At 49.5% G+C, this 17,678-nt stretch carries 20 protein-coding genes and 2 pseudogenes; 20 read left to right on the forward strand and 2 right to left on the reverse strand.

Going from position 1 to position 17,678, the window contains the following annotated elements; all coding sequences use genetic code 11:
- Positions 1–233: 233 nt before the first annotated feature.
- The 6 genes from DXA13_RS12935 (at position 234) to DXA13_RS12945 (ending at position 4,691) form a co-directional block, all read left to right on the forward strand.
- Positions 234–1,079, forward strand: coding sequence for a PRD domain-containing protein (locus tag DXA13_RS12935; protein WP_118244932.1), 846 nt, complete (start codon positions 234–236; stop codon positions 1,077–1,079).
- Positions 1,080–1,236: 157 nt separating this feature from the next.
- A complete protein-coding gene (locus tag DXA13_RS23135) occupies positions 1,237–1,395 on the forward strand; it encodes a PTS transporter subunit EIIB (RefSeq protein ID WP_347559850.1) in 159 nt (52 codons plus the stop codon).
- Positions 1,380–1,622, forward strand: a complete 243-nt coding sequence (locus DXA13_RS23140) for a hypothetical protein (RefSeq protein WP_347559851.1) — start codon at positions 1,380–1,382, stop codon at positions 1,620–1,622. The genes DXA13_RS23135 and DXA13_RS23140 overlap by 16 nt, the downstream gene beginning before the upstream one ends.
- Positions 1,601–2,848, forward strand: coding sequence for a PTS transporter subunit EIIC (locus tag DXA13_RS12940; protein ID WP_347559852.1), 1,248 nt, complete (start codon positions 1,601–1,603; stop codon positions 2,846–2,848). Before DXA13_RS23140 ends, DXA13_RS12940 begins: the two co-directional genes overlap by 22 nt.
- 38 nt (positions 2,849–2,886) lie before the next feature.
- A complete protein-coding gene (locus DXA13_RS21870) occupies positions 2,887–3,261 on the forward strand; it encodes a PTS glucose transporter subunit IIA (protein WP_243009116.1) in 375 nt (124 codons plus the stop codon).
- Positions 3,262–3,272: 11 nt separating this feature from the next.
- A complete protein-coding gene (locus DXA13_RS12945) occupies positions 3,273–4,691 on the forward strand; it encodes a 6-phospho-beta-glucosidase (RefSeq protein ID WP_118244933.1) in 1,419 nt (472 codons plus the stop codon).
- Between the two features lie 247 nt (positions 4,692–4,938).
- Here the strand turns inward: DXA13_RS12945 and DXA13_RS12950 are convergent, their stop codons facing one another.
- Together DXA13_RS12950 and DXA13_RS12955 are read right to left on the reverse strand one after the other, a co-directional pair.
- Positions 4,939–5,628 carry an ROK family protein gene (locus DXA13_RS12950; protein ID WP_243009120.1) on the reverse strand — a complete coding sequence of 230 codons (690 nt, stop codon included), beginning with the start codon at positions 5,626–5,628 and terminating at the stop codon, positions 4,939–4,941.
- Positions 5,522–6,061 carry a winged helix-turn-helix transcriptional regulator gene (locus DXA13_RS12955; RefSeq protein ID WP_118244935.1) on the reverse strand — a complete coding sequence of 180 codons (540 nt, stop codon included), beginning with the start codon at positions 6,059–6,061 and terminating at the stop codon, positions 5,522–5,524. The genes DXA13_RS12950 and DXA13_RS12955 overlap by 107 nt, the downstream gene beginning before the upstream one ends.
- 233 nt (positions 6,062–6,294) lie before the next feature.
- Between DXA13_RS12955 and DXA13_RS12960 the strand changes: the two are divergent.
- The 14 genes and pseudogenes from DXA13_RS12960 to DXA13_RS13010 all read left to right on the forward strand — a co-directional run.
- Positions 6,295–7,052 (forward strand): annotated as a pseudogene (locus tag DXA13_RS12960) (SDR family oxidoreductase).
- Positions 7,053–7,072: 20 nt separating this feature from the next.
- Positions 7,073–7,720 (forward strand): MFS transporter, encoded by a 648-nt coding sequence (locus tag DXA13_RS22480; RefSeq protein ID WP_278287054.1) that lies wholly within the window; start codon positions 7,073–7,075, stop codon positions 7,718–7,720.
- A 35-nt stretch (positions 7,721–7,755) separates the two neighbouring features.
- The gene (locus tag DXA13_RS22485) at positions 7,756–8,427 is read left to right on the forward strand and encodes an MFS transporter (protein WP_347559853.1); all 672 of its coding nucleotides are present in this window, start codon (positions 7,756–7,758) and stop codon (positions 8,425–8,427) included.
- Complete coding sequence (locus DXA13_RS12970; protein ID WP_118244936.1) at positions 8,417–9,076, forward strand: HAD family hydrolase; 660 nt, start codon at positions 8,417–8,419, stop codon at positions 9,074–9,076. The genes DXA13_RS22485 and DXA13_RS12970 overlap by 11 nt, the downstream gene beginning before the upstream one ends.
- A pseudogene (locus tag DXA13_RS12975) lies at positions 9,069–10,669 on the forward strand (FGGY-family carbohydrate kinase). Before DXA13_RS12970 ends, DXA13_RS12975 begins: the two are co-directional and overlap by 8 nt.
- Positions 10,670–10,753: 84 nt before the next feature.
- Positions 10,754–10,900, forward strand: coding sequence for a MarR family transcriptional regulator (locus DXA13_RS21040; RefSeq protein WP_181995665.1), 147 nt, complete (start codon positions 10,754–10,756; stop codon positions 10,898–10,900).
- A 149-nt stretch (positions 10,901–11,049) separates the two neighbouring features.
- Positions 11,050–11,445, forward strand: a complete 396-nt coding sequence (locus DXA13_RS12980) for a pyridoxamine 5'-phosphate oxidase family protein (RefSeq protein WP_118244937.1) — start codon at positions 11,050–11,052, stop codon at positions 11,443–11,445.
- Between the two features lie 208 nt (positions 11,446–11,653).
- The gene (locus DXA13_RS12985) at positions 11,654–12,358 is read left to right on the forward strand and encodes a Sir2 silent information regulator family NAD-dependent deacetylase (protein ID WP_243009117.1); all 705 of its coding nucleotides are present in this window, start codon (positions 11,654–11,656) and stop codon (positions 12,356–12,358) included.
- Positions 12,355–13,137: a protein-ADP-ribose hydrolase gene (locus tag DXA13_RS12990; protein WP_118244939.1), complete on the forward strand. Its 783-nt coding sequence runs from the start codon at positions 12,355–12,357 to the stop codon at positions 13,135–13,137. The genes DXA13_RS12985 and DXA13_RS12990 overlap by 4 nt, the downstream gene beginning before the upstream one ends.
- A 232-nt stretch (positions 13,138–13,369) precedes the next feature.
- Positions 13,370–13,978: a hypothetical protein gene (locus DXA13_RS21875; RefSeq protein WP_243009118.1), complete on the forward strand. Its 609-nt coding sequence runs from the start codon at positions 13,370–13,372 to the stop codon at positions 13,976–13,978.
- 71 nt (positions 13,979–14,049) lie between these two features.
- On the forward strand, positions 14,050–14,754 hold the full coding sequence (locus tag DXA13_RS12995) for a HAMP domain-containing sensor histidine kinase (RefSeq protein WP_278287056.1): 705 nt from the start codon (positions 14,050–14,052) through the stop codon (positions 14,752–14,754).
- The gene (locus tag DXA13_RS13000; RefSeq protein WP_181995666.1) at positions 14,751–15,431 is read left to right on the forward strand and encodes a response regulator transcription factor; all 681 of its coding nucleotides are present in this window, start codon (positions 14,751–14,753) and stop codon (positions 15,429–15,431) included. The genes DXA13_RS12995 and DXA13_RS13000 overlap by 4 nt, the downstream gene beginning before the upstream one ends.
- Before the next feature lie 158 nt (positions 15,432–15,589).
- Positions 15,590–16,015 carry a response regulator gene (locus DXA13_RS13005; RefSeq protein ID WP_118244942.1) on the forward strand — a complete coding sequence of 142 codons (426 nt, stop codon included), beginning with the start codon at positions 15,590–15,592 and terminating at the stop codon, positions 16,013–16,015.
- Between the two features lie 149 nt (positions 16,016–16,164).
- The coding region (locus DXA13_RS13010) for an Ig-like domain-containing protein (RefSeq protein WP_181995667.1) at positions 16,165–17,678 on the forward strand (1,514 nt) is incomplete at its 3' end.

Raw genomic sequence — 17,678 nt, forward strand, 5'->3', positions numbered from 1 at the left:
AAAATACGGCTTTAAAATTGGCAGAAAGAGAGAAAATCAGAATGGCCTGGATTTTGGATTGACTTCGATTTTGACCTGTGTTAGAATTCAGTCATCAATAGGATAGTGATTGTGAAAACAAGCTAGACCTGTATACAGAAATATTTCAAGAAGCATCAGCTTCTCGATTTATTTGTGTATATAGGTTTTTTTCATTTTATAAGCTGTATTTTATATCTGGCAGGGGGATGAAAATGAAGGTATTTAAAGTTTTGAATAACAATGTCGCGGTTGTTCTCGATGAAAAGGGACAGGAAAAGATCGTGATGGGTAAGGGAATCTGTTTTAAGAAGAAAGCTGGAGATGAGATTAGCCAGGATATCATTGATAAGGTGTTCTTCCTTTCAGGAGAGGAGGCCCATAATAAATTCCAGGTGCTGATCCAGGATATCCCTATGGAGCATATTGCCGTTGGAGAGGAGATCATATCGGAGGCAGGAAGACGGCTGGGGAAGAAGCTGAACGACATGATTTATATTTCTCTTATAGACCACGTACATACTTCGATTGTCCGATGTCTGGACGGAGTGACCGTGAAGAATGCCATGTTATGGGATATCCGCAGATTTTACAGGGATGAATATCAGATTGGCTTGTGGGCGCTGGATCTGATTGAGGAAAAATGCATGGTTAGGCTTCCGGAAGACGAGGCCGGGTTTATTGCGCTCCATCTGGCCAACGCCCAGATGGACCAGGAGATTATGCACAACATGTATGAAATTACCAGGGTCATGCAGGAGATCATAAATATTGTAAAATACTATTTCCGTATAGAATTTAATGAAGATGACGTCTACTATTATCGCTTTATCACACATTTGAAGTTTTTCGCAAAGCGTCTCGTGGAACATTGCATCTACAGGGAAGACGACAATGATGACCTCTGGGCGCTTATCAGGGAAAAATATCAGGAGGCTTACCGTTGTGTGGAAAAAATCACGCAGTTTATTGAGAAGAAGTACGAGTACCAGCTTTCAAGAGAAGAACAGCTGTATTTGACCATTCATATCGAACGGGTGGTAAATAAGACGAAGCAGTAACCGGGAACAGGACGCGGCTGCAGAGTAGAATGAAATAAAAAAGTATGTTTGGATGGTGACATTCAGTTGGCCAAACCTTCAAAAGTATAAATGTAAAAGTAACTGTTCATATTTCCGACATTTTGAACAGTTACAGAATATGATTGGAGGAAATGATATGGGTAAGTATGAAAAACTGGCATCAGAGATTGTAAGGAATGTAGGCGGTAAGGACAATGTCAGCAGCCTGACGCATTGCATCACGAGGCTTCGTTTTAAGCTTAAGGATGAAGCAGGGCAGATGACGAAATCATTAAGGCTATGGATGGCGTGGTGACCGTGATGAAAAGCGGCGGCCAGTACCAGGTGGTAATCGGCAATCACGTGCCTGAGGTCTATGCGGATGTACTGCCGCTGATCGGCCAGGAAGAGGGAAGAGAAGGGGAAGAGAAGGGAGATGAAGCGCCCTCCGGGAACCTGTTCAACCGGGCTATCGATGCCATTTCGGGAATCTTCCAGCCGATTCTAGGAATCATGGCGGCATGCGGTATGGTGAAAGGCTGAACGCCCTGTTTGTAGCCATGAACTTCTATGAGGAAACATGTGGAGGATACCTTGTATTAAACGCAATCGGAGACGGCCTGTTTCATTTCATGCCGCTGTTTCTCGGATATACGGCTGCTAAAAAGTTCCGTTTAAAGCCTATGCTGGGGTTGGTTATCGGCGCGATCATGTGTTATCCAACGGTGCAGAGCAGTGCTCTGTCGGCAGGCAAAGATGTGCTTTATACGCTGTTTACAGGCACGATGTTTGAATCGAAGATTTATACGGAGTTTTTTGGCCTGCCCATGATTGCAATCGATTATACGGGAAGCGTTATACCGGTAATCTTTGTCGTATATTTTGCATCGAAATGTGAGAAGTTTTTCAGCCGCTTTATACCGGATCTCGTGAAATTCTTTTTTGTTCCCATGCTCACCCTTATGGTGGCAATTCCGGCCGGATTTTTAGCAATCGGACCTCTGGCTACATTTGGTTCCGCAATTATAGCGGAAGCGGTTATGACAGTCCGCAGCTTCAGCCCGATGCTGGCCGGCGCTATTGTAGGCCTGACATGGCAGATTCTCGTTATTTTTGGCCTGCATTGGGGTTTTATCCCGGTGTACATTAACAATATTATGACAAACGGCTACGACAATGTGATGATGCCTTTCTTCGCATGTACCTTTGCAACATCAGCTGTTGTGCTGGCCATTTTCTTTAAGACGAAAGACAGGCGGTTAAAAGAGATGGCGCTTCCGAACTTTATCTCCGGCATTTTCGGAGTTACGGAACCGGCTATTTACGGCATTCTGCTCCCGCTGAAGAAGCCGTTTATCATCAGCTGTATTGCGGGCTGCATCGGCGGCGGATACTTGGGGGCGTTTAACTTCCGCAAATTTATGATGGGTGGCATGGGCATATTTGAATTCCCGGCCATGATTGAACCGGACGGCAGCATGGGCAATCTGATTGTAGCCGTTACAGGCGTAGGGATTTCAATGGTTGTCGCATTTGTACTCACCATGATTTTCTACAGAGAGCCGGGACCGGTCGGAGCGTCAGGTTCATCAGACAACGGCCGCTTTCCGAAACGGCGGAAAGCGGCGGTGGATTCAGAGAATGGGGGTGGAACATCGGCAGATCAGAAAGAGGGTATGGAAGAAGATAAGGAAAACAACGGGGGAAATATGGCGGCTTCCATTTTAAACAAGGTGGAAATTGCCAGTCCGCTGAAAGGAAGAGTCTAAAACTGGAAGAGATCAGGGACGAGGCATTTGCGTCGGGAGTGCTGGGAAAGGGGGCGGCCATTCTGCCTGAGACAGGAGAAGTATTTGCACCTGCCGACGGCGTGGTCGAAACGCTGTTTCCGACGCTTCATGCCATTGGAATGACGACGGACAGCGGGGCGGAACTTTTGATTCATATAGGACTGAACACGGTGCAGCTGGATGGAGAAGGCTTTGAGGCCATAATTAAACAGGGAGAACGCGTCCAAAAAGGCCAGCTTCTGATCCGATTTGACAAAAAGATGATGGAAGAGAAAGGGTACTGTCTGGAAACGCCGGTGCTGGTTACCAACAGCGATGACTATCTGGAAGTGGCGGAAACGACTAAGGAACAGGTAACTGCAGGAGAAAGTCTGCTTACCATACTGAAATAGGAGGCGATCATATGGGATTTCCGGAAAATTTTTTATGGGGAGGCGCTACGGCGGCAAACCAGTGTGAGGGAGGCGTTTCTGAAGGCGGACGCGGCTTGGCCAATGTAGATGTATGCCCCGCAGGAAAAGACAGGCGCGCTGTGATTACAGGACACATGAAGATGCTGGAAATGGACGGGCGTCATGTGTATCCGGCAGCTCAGGCCGTGGACATGTATCACCATTTTCGGGAGGACATCCGGCTGTTCGGTGAAATGGGATTCAAGGTATACAGGTTGAGTATCGCCTGGACCAGAATTTTCCCAAAGGGCGACGAAGCAGAACCGAATGAAGAGGGACTTCGCTTTTATGAGGAGATATTTAAAGAATGCAGAAAGTACGGCATACAGCCTCTGGTGACCATTTCTCATTTTGATTGTCCGGTACATCTGATTAAGAAATGCGGCGGGTGGCGAAACAGGGAAATGATCGGCTATTATCTGCGGCTCTGTGAAGTACTGTTTACCCGATACAGAGATTTCGTCACATACTGGTTGACTTTTAACGAGATCAACATGATACTCCATGCGCCGTTCATGGGAGCGGGGCTGTTGTTTGAAGCTGGAGAGGATGAAGAGAAAATCAAATACCAGGCAGCTCATCATGAACTGACCGCAAGCGCACTTGCAACAAAAATGGCCCATGAGATCAATCCTGAAAATAAAATTGGCTGTATGTTCGCAGCGGGAAGCGCATATCCATATTCCTGTAAACCAGAGGACGTATGGGAGGCGCTGCTTACGGATCAGGAAAATTATTTTTTTGTAGATGTCCAGGCGAGAGGATACTATCCTTCCTATGCCGTAAAGCGCCTTCAGAAAAAAGGAATATTTCCCCAAATGGCACAGGGAGATGAGGCGCTTCTGAAATCACATCCGGTGGATTTCATCTCATTCTCCTACTACAACAGCAGGTGTATTGCAGCAACCACTCAGGAAGAAGCGGAAGGAAATCTCTTTCGATCTGCTAAAAATCCACATCTGAAATTCAGTGAATGGGGATGGCCGATTGATCCGCTGGGCCTGCGCATTACGCTGAACCAGGTATATGACCGTTACCAGAAACCGCTTTTTATTGTGGAAAACGGACTGGGAGCAGCCGATAATCCGGATGAAAACGGATGGATCGAGGACGATTACCGCATTGACTATCTCAGAGAACATATTCGGGCGATGGAAGCGGCTGTGGAAGAGGACGGAGTGGAACTCATAGGATATACCGCCTGGGGCCCTATTGATCTGATCAGTGCCGGAACGGGAGAAATGAAGAAACGGTATGGATTTATCTATGTGGACAAACAGGACGACGGCAGCGGCACCCTGGAAAGAATCAGGAAAAAGTCTTTCTTCTGGTACAAACAGGTGATCGCTTCCAACGGAAAAGAACTGTAATAATATTAAATTAAGAAATAAATAGTTGACATCTAAACGAGGGTGCTGAGAAGCAGAAAAAAGCATTTCCCCGATACCAGACAGAGTGACTTGCTGCCGCCATGGAACGGAATCTGGTATCGGAGGTATGGCTGATTCTACTTTTGCAGCGCCCTCTTTTATGTCTCTTATACGGGAACGTAATACAACTTATTGATATATTAGCCGGAGACATGTTGCGTGATTAATGAAAGGGACAGGCAGGCCGCTATATACTGGCGAGGAATTCCCTGACATAAGGGAGAGCTGCCCCCACAGAAATCATATGGGGAAGTTTGGAGCCCTGACGGATCTGTTTATCAGACAGGGGCAGAATTTCCTGGCTCTTAACAGACGAGGCCAGGTAATCAAAATCCTGCGGTTCCAGATATGGCGACAGCGGTCCGCCCAGGATGACGGGAATGTCGATCACCATACGGACGTTGTGGACCGCGTCGGCCAGATGGTCTAAGAATTCATGAAACCGTTTTTCATATTCCGGGCTGCCGGCCCGTTTCTGCATGAAAAATCCGTCCAGGGTATCCCGGCCTTCCAGAAGAGCGGTCAGGGAACAGTAGCTCTCGACACATCCCTTTTTACCACAGTAGCATGGCCTGCCTCCAGGAACCAGAATCATGTGTTCGATAATACCGCTTTTTCCGCTGTCGCCGGTATGAAAATCACCGCCTATGATGACCGTGCTTCCAAGATGCTTTCCGATAGAAAGATAGACGGAATTTTCCAGGTCGGGATTTTGCCACAGGTCCGTCATGGCGGCGCATTCTGCATCGTGAATAAAACGGCACGGATATTTAAAATAGTCGGAAAAACTGCTGATCGAAAGGCCGGTACAACTCAGTATTTTCGTAGGTGACGGCTGTCCCGTCGCTCGATACGAGTGCCTGTATGCCGATACCAAGCCCGAGGAGCCGATCATCCGCATACTGCCGGGCAGAAGTAAAAGCCTGAACAGCCTCAGAAAAAATCCGGTAATATTCTGAGGTAGTCTCAAACTTTAAAGGTAGTGTTTCCGTCGCGATAACATCGCCGCGCAGGTTGACCGAGGAGATTTTTATTTCATTTGATGTGATCTCCACGCCTAAAGCGATTTTCGCTTCTGGAATAATCGTATAGGCAAGCGCCTTTCTGCCGATGGATGAACTCAGCTGCCCGTTGGTGCGGATCAGCCCTTCTTCCTGAAGGGAAGACAGATGCTGCGTAACGGTTGGCAGGCTCATGTTCAGTGCGGAGGCTATGGCCTGCTTTGAGCAGTCTGAGTTATGATAAATAAACTGATACACGTCTGAATAATTCTTTTTCTTAATATCTACAAGTGAAAATTTTTCTGCCATATCTCTTCTCTCCAATATATAAAGCTATTTTGCAAAATGGTTATAAAATATTATAACAAAAATAATCATTGGAATATATTGTGCAAAACATACAAAAAGTAACGAGTGATTTTGTCTATTATATCGATATTGACATTCTGTATAAATGGAAGTATTATGTAAATACATTAAATAAAATGATTTTATAAAATAGATTAACTAAAAAGGAGAACGAGATGGGTATTATCGAGAAAATGAGACTGGACGGAAAGAAAATTTTTGTGACAGGCGGAGCCAGGGGAATCGGGAAAAGTGTTGCAGCTGCATTTGCCGAAGCGGGAGCTGATGTGGCAATTGTAGACGTGGACCTGCCGGAAGCCCAGAAGACGGCAGAGGAGCTTCGTGAAGCAACGGGAGCGGAAACGATCGCCATAAAAGCAGATGTCACAAGACCGGAAGACGTGAACGAGATGATCAGAACAATACGAAAGGCATTCGGCAGAATCGATGTGGCGTTCTGCAACGCCGGTATCTGCATGAACATACCGGCAGAAGAAATGACATATGAGCAGTGGAAAAAAGTGATTGATATTAATTTAGGAGGCGTTTTCCTGACGGCTCAGGCGGCAGGAAAGGTAATGATTGAGCAGGGCGGCGGCTCCATTATCAATACGGCTTCCATGTCTGCCCATATTGTCAACGTTCCCCAGCCCCAGTGTTCCTATAACGCTTCCAAAGCGGGGGTGATCCAGCTGACGAAATCCCTGGCGATAGAATGGGCCGGAAAAAATGTGCGGGTCAATTCCATAAGCCAGGCTATATTGGAACGGAGCTCACTCTGAATTCCGAAAGCCTGAAGCCTCTGATAGCAAAGTGGAACGAACTGGCGCCGCTTCACAGAATGGGCCGGCCGGAGGAACTGCAATCTGTCTGTGTATATCTTGCAGGAGATACGAGTTCATTTACGACAGGTTCCGATTTTATCGTTGACGGCGCCTTCACCTGTTTTTAAAACCGTAGAGGAGGTATTTAATGATGGGAAAATGGTCAAAGCGAATCGGATATGGAATCGGGGACCTGGGCTGCAATCTGGTATTCAGCACCATGGCCTCTTATCTGATGATTTTTTATACGGATGTATTCGGAATTGCTGCGACGGCAGCAGGAACACTGATGCTCGTCACGAAGGTTGTGGACGCGCTGACGGATACGGGAATGGGGCTGATTGTAGACAAAACACATACGAGATGGGGACAGGGAAGACCGTATTTTCTCATCGGAGCGGTGCCGTTTGCCATCTTTACCGTAATGACGTTCTACGTTCCAAACTTTGGAAGCGGCGGAAGGCTGATCTGGGCGTACGTTACATATTGCCTTTTGTGCACGGCTTATACGGTTGTAAATATTCCCCTAAATACCATCGTGCCCAGGCTGACGTCCGATCTTCATGAAAGGAACTGCCTTGTGGCCAGCCGTATGATCTGCGCGATGTTCGGAACAGCACTCGTGATGACAATTACGACGCCTCTTGTATCTTATTTTGGAAAAGGAGACAGGGGGCGTGGATATCTGATTACCATGTCCATATACGGCGTAGCTGCCATGTTTATCTTTGTGCTGACTTTTCTCAGTACGAAAGAAGTAGTGCCTCCCGCAGTGAGGAGAGCCATTCTTCCATAAAAGAGAGCATTAAGGGGCTTACGGGACAGAGCTGGATCTTTTTTGGAGTGAACTTCCTCTATTTTGCCCTGTATGTGGTCCGCAATACGACGGTTATCTATTATTTTACATATAATCTTCAAAAAGAGAACTGGATTGCCTTCGTAGGACTTTTCGGGATTCTTTCAGGCCTTCCCATGCTGCTGCTTCTTCCATCCCTGCAGAAAAAAATGGGAAAGAAGAAAGTCATGTACGTGAGTCTGGCGCTGTATATAATCGGAGATATTGTCATCTATATGGGACGTTCCCATATGAGCTGCCTGCTGGGCGGACTTCTGCTGACGGGCCTTGGTATCTATGGAATATTCGGAACGACATTTGCCATGCAGCCGGACGTGATCGACTATTCCGAGTACAGCAAAAAGAGAAGTATTTCCGGAATGATCGCAGCGCTTCAGGGATTTTTTGTAAAGGCCAGCATGGGAATTGCCAGTGCTGTCATCGGATTATTCCTGGAAATGGGCGGATATATACCGAACGTAAAGCAGAGCCAATCCGCGCTGAATGCAATCGAAGTGAGCTTCATCTGGATTCCTGCGGTACTCTGTCTGCTGATCGCGGTCATGATGATATTCTATAACCTGGATTCGGTACGTACGGATATGAGCATGGAACTGGACAGAAGGAGAGCGATTATCTACAGGGAAAGGAAGACAGATGCCATATAAAAAAGCGGTTATATTTGATTTGGATGGAACGCTTTGGGACTCTTTCTCACATGTCGCAAATGCGTGGAATGAGGTATTTGAAAAACACGGATTGGGAAGCTGCTGGCTGAAGGAGTCCAAAATGAGATCCCTGATGGGAAAAACCCTGCCTGAATTTGCGGCAGCACTTTTTCCGGAGAAAGAAGAAGACGCAGTACTGGAACTGCTGAATGAATGCTGCATCCATGCCAACGAAATACTCAGAGAACATGGATGTGTGCTATATGAGGGCGTTCAGACAGTACTGATGGAGCTTGGCAGCCGGTATGGTTTATTTATCGTAAGCAACTGTCAGAGTGGGTATATTGAAGCATTTTTAGACTATTACGAAATGGGGAAACTGTTTGCGGATTACGAATGTTCCGGACGGACCGGAATGAAAAAGGCGGATAATATAAGGCTGATTATGGAAAGAAACAAGACGGAAGCCGCGGTATATATGGGAGATACAGAAACGGATCAGGCGGCGGCAGAACGGGCGGGCATTCCTTTCGTCCACGCTTCTTATGGCTATGGAACTGCTAAACTGCCTGAAGGCAGAATCAACACAATAGGGGAACTGCCGGAATTACTGGATAAGATCATGGAAAGGGGAAAACATCATGAATGATATGAAAACGATTATAGAAGAGGGCAATGCCGTACTGGGCATTGAACTGGGATCAACGAGGATCAAGGCGGTTCTTCTGGGAGAACATTACGATACGATTGCAACGGGCAACTTTGGATGGGAAAACCACCTGGAAAATAATATCTGGACGTATCCGCTGGAAGAAGTATGGAGGGGAGTCCAGGCGGCATACAGGGCAATGGCAGATGATGTCTTTGCAAAATGCGGAGTGCGGATCAAAAAACTGAGGCGGCCGGTTTCAGCGGAATGATGCATGGATATCTGGCATTCGACAGAGAAGGGGAGCTTCTGGTGCCTTTCCGCACATGGAGAAATACGACCACTGGAGAAGCGGCGGGGAAACTTACGGAACTGTTCGCCTACAATGTGCCTCAGAGATGGAGCATTGCCCATCTTTTCCAGTCCATGATGAATGGAGAACCGCATGTAAGCCAGGTAGACTATTTTACTACCCTTGCCGGTTACATCCACTGGAAACTGACGGGCAGAAAAGTGCTTGGAATCGGTGAAGCGTCGGGGATGTTTCCGGTTGATACGGAAGCAGGCGCCTTTTATCCAAGGATGATCCGTCAGTTTAATGATCTTGCAGCAGAATACGGCATGCCCTGGAAGCTGGAAAACCTTCTGCCAAAGGTGCAAAAGGCAGGAGAGGAAGCAGGCTGTCTGACGGAGAAAGGCGCCCGCCTTCTGGACCCATCCGGGGAACTGGAGGCTGGAATTCCACTCTGCCCGCCGGAAGGGGACGCAGGTACAGGTATGGTGGCTACGAACAGCGTAGCCCCAAGGACGGGAAATATCTCCGCCGGAACTTCTATATTTGCAATGATCGTGCTGGAAAAGGAACTGTCGGCTGTTTATCCTGAGATCGATATGGTTACGACGCCTTCCGGCGAACTGGTAGCGATGGCGCATGCGAACAACTGTACGTCCGATTTAAATGCCTGGGTAAATATTTTTGGAGAATTTGCAAAAGAGGCCGGGATGGAGCTGGACGAGGGAAAGCTGTATCACATACTTTATCATGCCGCGTTGAAAGGGGATAAAAACTGCGGAGGCGTCTTATCGTACGGATTCCTGTCAGGCGAAAATATTCTTCCTCTGAATGAAGGAAGGCCTCTTCTCACAAGAATGCCTGACAGCAGATTCAGTCTGCCCAATCTCATGCGCGCCCATCTGTCAACAGCATTCGGAGCGATTAAGATCGGTCTGGACATTCTGACCGAAAAAGAACAGGTCCGCGTAGACGAGATCACAGGTCACGGCGGCATATTCAAAACGGAAGGCGTGGCACAGAAAATTATGGCGGCGGCACTCGATACCCCGGTCTGCGTGATGAAGACGGCAGGAGAAGGCGGCGCATGGGGCATTGCCGTTCTGGCTGCATACCTGGCGGATCATCAGGAAGGGGAAAAACTTTCAGACTTTCTTCACGAAAAGATATTTGCGGATCAGGAAAAACTGGTGGAATACCCGGACCAGGAAGATGTAAAGGGCTTCGCAGAATTTATGGAATTATACAAAAAAGGAATGGAAATCGAGTATTCAGCTATTCACGGGCTTTCGTTTCCGTGATATCATACAGATAGTGAACGAGTCGCATCCGGTCTTTCCGCTCTTCTGGGAATCGACTTTTCGGCGGTCTGCCGGGATGAACTGTTGAAAAATATATGGAAGTCAGAGAAGCTGGAAATTCTGGATTACTGTATCAGCCATCCGGATGTGTCGGCAAGGGAAGCCGGACGGAGAACAGGCCACAGCCATGGGTACGTAATGAGAATTTGGAAAGAACACCATTTATATTAATAAAAGCGCCGGGTCAAAGCGGGATAGTTTCCAAATGGATACTATCCCACTTTAAAGTGCTTACTTTTCCTTATTCGGAATCCGATCTATAATGGTTACACAGGAAGCGGCCGTTCCACGAAAAGATATCTGAAAGAGGAGAAAACCATATGAAAAGAGCAGTGGAGTTTTTACAAGCAAACCCGGTACAATATCTGGCAACCGTAGGAAGAGACGGAAAAGCAAAATGCCGTCCATTTATGTTCTGCTTTGAAATGTACGGAAAAATGTGGTTCTGTACCAATAATCAGAAGGAAGTGTATAAGGATATGCAGCAGAATCCGGAGATTGAAATCAGCGTGTCGGACTCTTCTTACGCCTGGATCCGCCTTCATGGAAAGGCTGTATTTGAGGACAATATGGAGGTAAAAGAAGCATGCATGTCCAATCCGATCGTAAAAGGCCAGTATGGCAGGGCGGATAATCCTGTGTTTGAGGTTTTTTATCTGGAACGCCCTCATGGACTGATTGCTGATTTTTCAGGCAATCCGCCATACGAATTCTAACAATAAGGACAATAGGGATGGGAAATGAAAAGAAACAAAATATTCCGTATCAGGAGCAGATCAGAAAGGCGGCTTTTATGCTGGATCAGGCGGAAGCTTACTGATCGGAGCCGGCGCCGGGCTTTCTGCAGCAGCCGGACTCGTATACGGCGGAAAACGGTTTACCGGAAATTTCGGTGACTTCATCAGAAAATATGGTACTGTTTATATGCAGGATATGTATTCCGCCGGTTTTTATCCGTTTCCTACGGAGGAAGAACGGTGGGCATATTGGGCGAGGCATGCTTATATCAACAGAATTGAACCGGACGGGCTGCCCGTTTACCGGCAGCTGTTTGAACTGGCGGGTACGAGAGATTATTTTGTACTTACGACAAACGTGGACCATCAATTCTGGAAAGCAGGCTTTTGTGACGATCATATTTTTGCAACACAGGGTGACTACGGGCTGATCCAGTGTGCGAAAGGCTGTCATCAGAAGACATATGACGCGGTAAGGCTGTTTGAACAGATGAATGAGGCAGAAAGGGACTGCAAGATTCCCTCCGATATGGTGCCGAAGTGCCCTGTATGCGGGGGGCCCATGGAAATGAATCTCAGAAAAGACGGGTATTTTGTACAGGATGATCATTGGAATAAGGCAGCTGAGCGATATGGGATATTTTTGGAAAAGTATGCTGAAAAAAATGTGGTTCTGCTGGAGGCGGGCGTCGGTTTCAACACACCGGCGATTATCAGGTTCCCTTTTGAGAGGATGCTGTATGATAATAAAAAATGGTCGCTGATCCGGCTGAACCGGGACGAGGCCGCAGTGCCGGCCCACCTGGGCCCCAGGGCATTGGGCGTTCAAGAGGATATTGCGGTTAGCATCCAGGATATCGTATCAGAGATAAAAAATAAGGAGGCTTTATGAAACAGGATGAACGAAGAACGTATCTGATCCGGACTCTGCTGGAAGAAATGCCGCAGTATCGCGGCATGGGAATCCCCTTCGATGAGTCCGGCCAGAAGCGGCTCCTGCGCTCCCTGATGAACCTGCGTCCGCCGGTGCCTGCGGCGCAGGATTTTCTTGATATACAGGATAAATATTTGTCGGAGGAGATCAGAAAGAAGGGGATCACGGACAGCGTTTCCCTGCGGCCGGTGGATGATGGCGGCCGTATTTTTCTATGGCGCGGCGATATCACGACCTTAAAGGCGGATGCCATTGTAAACGCGGCAAACAGCGCTCTCCTGGGCTGCTTTCAGCCCTGCCATTCCTGTATCGACAACATCATTCACACATATTCGGGCATTCAGCTTCGCATGGCCTGCAGTGAATTGATGAAGGCACAGGGATATGAAGAACCGCCGGGCAGAGCAAAAATCACACCGGGCTACAATCTCCCATGCAGATTTGTCATTCACACGGTCGGTCCGGTTGTTTCCGGAAATTTAAGAAAACGGGACTGTGAACTTCTGGCAGGCTGTTATCAGTCCTGCCTGGAACTGGCTGTCCGGAACGGAATTTCATCCATTGCATTCTGCTGTATATCCACCGGCGTATTTTGTTTCCCTCAGGATAAGGCGGCGGAAATTGCAGTGGAAACGGTATCCCGCTTTCTGGAACGGAACATGTCTATCACCCAGGTTATTTTTGACGTATTTACTGAAAGGGATTTTGATTTGTACCGAAAACTGCTGGAGGGATAGGAGAGCTTTGATATGCTAATGAAAGCTATGTGAATACAGGCAAGACGGAAAACTCAATATCTATCAGCCAGGACGCTCAAATTGAGCGTCCTTTTTTCTCTCTCCGGGAAAGATTTTGTTCCATATAACGGTTATAAACGATCCGCGAAAACATCAGCTATCCCTATCTTACGCTTGAAGGGATTATTATTTCCCTGTATAATAAACATTAAGAAATAAAGGAGGTGCTGCCATGAGCGAAAGTATCCACATCCATATGTGGCTGGAATACTGGGGGAGCTTCCTCGTCTTTTTTGGCCCTGTAATCCTGCGGTGCTACCCTTACCGGAAAAGAATGCGCATTCCGGTGTGGGCGCTGGGACTGATTGTGGCCGCCGTGTGGGGGGCAATCGCTCTGTGGCTTGTAGTGTTCGGCTATTCGGCGGAAACCTCAGCAACTACCTACCGGATGATTTCGATGGTGTTCTTTTTTCTGCTGTCCTGTGTCATTATCAAAGACCGGTTTACCCGGCACTTTTTCGTCTACCTGATTGCCTGGACCCTAATGAGCATGACCATGAGCAGCGGACAGTTTGCCAGCCAGCGGATTGGCGGCGGTTATCTGACGATTATTATAACTACCCTGCTGTTCGACCTTTTCACCTATCCGATCATTTTCCTTTTCCTGCGCCGGGAGCTGGAGCCTTTAATGGACGTAGACAACACAAGTATATGGAGTATTATCTGGCTGCCTTCCCTGCTGACCTGCATGATTATCCTCATCGCTGCACCGGGGCTTTTGGATATGAGCAGCGTAAGCTATGTGGTAATCCGGATATTGCTGGGCTGGTCAACCTGCTGAACTGCGTGCGCCTGGTTATCTGCCTGCGCCATGCCCGTGAACAGGCGAACCAGGAGAATGAAGCAGCCCGTGTGCGGGAGCTGGCCGACTTAAAAGAAGAATTTCTCCACAATCTCTCCCACGAGCTGCAAATGCCTATCACTGTGGTATCTGGCTTCGCCCAGCTCACCGGGCGGATGATGGACGACAAGCTGATTGACCGGGCCGCCGTGCGGGATAATATGCGGCGGGTGGACAGCGAAGCCGGACGGTTGGAGCGGCTGGTGATGCAGCTGTTGGATGCTGCCGCCATCGAGAACGGCAGCTTCACCTTAAACTGTCGTGAGATGGACATTGCGGAGCTTTTGAACACCGTAGCCTGTGTCCATTTCCCGGTGATGGACAATCACGGCAATACCGTGGCGGTGGACGTGCCTCCCGGGCTTTTGCATCTATATGGCGACCAGGAGCGGCTCTTGCAGGTACTGCTTAATCTGATGTCCAACGCCGTCAAACACACCGAGAGTGGCAGCATTCTCTTGTCTGCGCGCCTGGAGGGGAGCTCAGTTGCAGTGACTGTGCGTGACACCGGCGAGGGCATCGCCCCCGAACTGCTCCCCCAGATATTTGAGCGATATCCTAAAAACCGGGCTGCGGGAGGCAACGGCCTTGGCCTGTATATCTGCGCACAGATAGTCCAGGCCCACGGCGGCCAGATTACGGTAGAAAGTAAAATAGGAAAGGGAACCGCCGTGCGGTTTACAGTCCCGATCATGAAATGGGAGGTGGAACAATGAATGGAAAAACCATTCTGATGGTGGAGGACAACGAACATGTGCTGGCGCTCAACCGGGCAGTACTGGAACGGGAAGGCTGCACCGTGTTTCCGGCGGTAAGCCTGGCAGCCGCACGGCGGACGCTTGCGGAGCATCCCACCGTTGACCTTGTGGTGTTAGACATTCTTCTGCCCGATGGCAACGGCCTGGAGTATATCCCGGAGCTTCGGGAAACGACCTCCGCTCCGGTGCTCATGCTCACCAGCAAACGGGACTATGAGGATATGGTAAAGGGCCTGACCGGGGGTGCAGATGACTACATGACAAAGCCTTATCGGGTGGAGGAACTGCTGGCGCGGATGGTGGCCTTATTACACCGGCGTGAAACGGCGCGGGGAAACACTGTGATGACGCGCGGCCCGCTGGTGTTGGATACAGTGGCCCAGCGCGCCTTCCTTAACGGGGAGGACATTCTGCTCCAGCCCCGCGAGTACGCCGCCCTCTACTATCTCATGCAGCATGAGGGCGAGGGCGTTTCAGCGGAGCGGCTATATGAAACTGTATGGAAGCTGCCTGCCAACGGCAGCGCAAGCGCGGCGAGAACCGCCGTGTCGCGGCTGCGCAAAAAGCTGGAGGGAAGCGGTTATACCATCACCTCCGGGTGGGGCGCGGGGTACTGCTTTGAGCGTGAAATATAGTAATGCGTAAAATCGTTACAAATTGGCAACCTTTGTGTTTTTATGAAGGGTCTATGGTATAATACAGGCAGGGGTTAGAAGGCTCCGTAACAGAAAGTCACAACAGTGGCTTTCTTTTTTGCATTATAGGGGAATTATTCAAAGAGAAAGGTGGGATTATGCTGAAACGAAAACCAGTCGTCCTGTTGATTGAGGACAACGAAAATGTGAATGCCGCCAACCGGCAGCTTCTGGAACGGGAGGGGTACACAGTGCGTATCGCGCGTAGCATTGCCGAGGCGAAGCGGCATACTACCGGAGAGGAAAAGGTGGCACTGCTGGACATCGACCTGCCGGACAGCGACGGCCTTTCGTTTCTTCCGGAGCTGTGCCATCTGACAGACGCTGTTCTGGTGCTCTCCGGCAACAAAGAAGCGGCGGCCATGGCGGTGGAGGGCGGAGCACAGGGCTTTATCGGCAAGCCCTACCGCCTTGACGAGCTGTGCCGGAAGGTGAGAACCCTGGTGGAACCTGAGAATGCGGCCACTGCTGGGCGGACGCAGGCGTGCCAGATCCTGCCTGCATTTCAGCAGACAAAAAGATAGCCGCCGCGATTTACCTGTCAGGATATCTCTGTCACAGTCAACCAGGATTCTATGACCGGCAGTATTACAGCGAATATTCAGCCGGTTTGCTCGGTGTGATTCAGAGTGTGTCTTGGAAAAAAACGTAAAATGAGGGATGGGGAACACAGATGCGGAAAAGTACACCATCGATACGGAATACGACATTAAAATTCCCTAAAAGCTATAAACTCGTCCGAATGGACAGACAGGAGGAAACGAGAATGATACAGAAAAAGAAATGGAAACGAATATGGGCGTTGTTGCTATCTGCCGCACTAACGATAACACAGCTTCCGATGGTGGCCGCGGCTGATAATAGCGCGCCGGAGGACGGGAGTATTGCGTCCTTTGCGGCGCTCCCTGGCGATATGGCGAAGCAGACCGTCCAGGAGGGGACGGCTTATGAGGATTTGAACCTGCCGGACGAGGTAACAGCGGTTATCTACCATGTTATTGAGGATACGGTAATCCCGGACGAGGACGACATTGAGGAAGAAAGCGGCGATAATGTCTCTATCGCCACGCCCAGCGAAGCGGAGGGCAGTGTGTCCGGGAATCACAACAGGGATACTTCCGAAAAGGAAAACGGGAAAACCCTCCTAACCGTAACCACGTCTAAGGAAAAAGTCCCCGTGACATGGCAGAGCGATCCGGCCTATGACGGTGATACGGCGGGCAAGTATGTGTTCAAGGCTAAGACAGACGGCTATCCCTTGTCCAGCGGCGTGAAGCTGCCGCAGATCACCGTGACGGTTGTGGCAGAGACTGCGGAAATTCCATCAGGAACCCTGCCGGAAAAATCGGTGCCCTGCACAAAGACTGAGGGCTGTACTTTAGAGGAAGGGCATGAGGGAGAATGCGTGGCGGAACCATCTCTTACAGAGAACGGACTGGAAAAAGCCATCACAAGCTGGACATTCGTGGACGGCGACAATCTGACCCTGGGCGAACTGGCCCTGCCCGGCGTTAGCATGGACAATCAGGCCGACTTTGACACGGTAGTTTCCATGCTTCCCACACAGATCAGCGGGGCGGTTGACGGCGAGACGGACCCGGTTAAGGTGGATATCACCGGCTGGAGCTGCCCAGGCTACATACAGGGCAGCGATGATAATTGGCCGCTGACCGGCGATTATATGTTTACGGCGGCGCTGGAGGTGGGCTACGCCTGCGATCCGACCCCAACCGTCAAGGTGACGCTGGGCGGAGGGGACGTGTATGATTTTGGGGGCTTGACAATTTTAGGAACACCCACGGCCACGCAGGAACCGGACGGGCAAATCAAGCTGGGCAACGGCGAGTACACCATCTCCGGCACATGGAGCGGGACGCTGACCGGAGTAAACAATAGTAATAAAAAAGCCGTCATTACGGTGCCGTCCGGCGTGACTGCCAATGTTACATTGCAAGACGTGACCATAACAGAGGTGAGCGGCACACGCTACGCCTGCGCCTTCGCGGTGGTGGCGGACGGCACGGCGAACATCACTCTTTCCGGCGCGAACACCCTGACCAGCGGCGATGACCGGGCCGGACTGGAGACGTCGGAACACGCCACGGTTACGATTGGCGGCGGTGAAGCGGGCAGCCTGACGGCCAACGGTGGCACCAACGGCGCTGGCATCGGCGGCGGCGAGGGAGC

Origin of the sequence: Clostridium sp. AM58-1XD (assembly GCF_003464085.1) — a bacterium.
In the GTDB taxonomy this organism is placed as follows: Bacteria; Bacillota; Clostridia; order Lachnospirales; family Lachnospiraceae; genus Lachnoclostridium_A.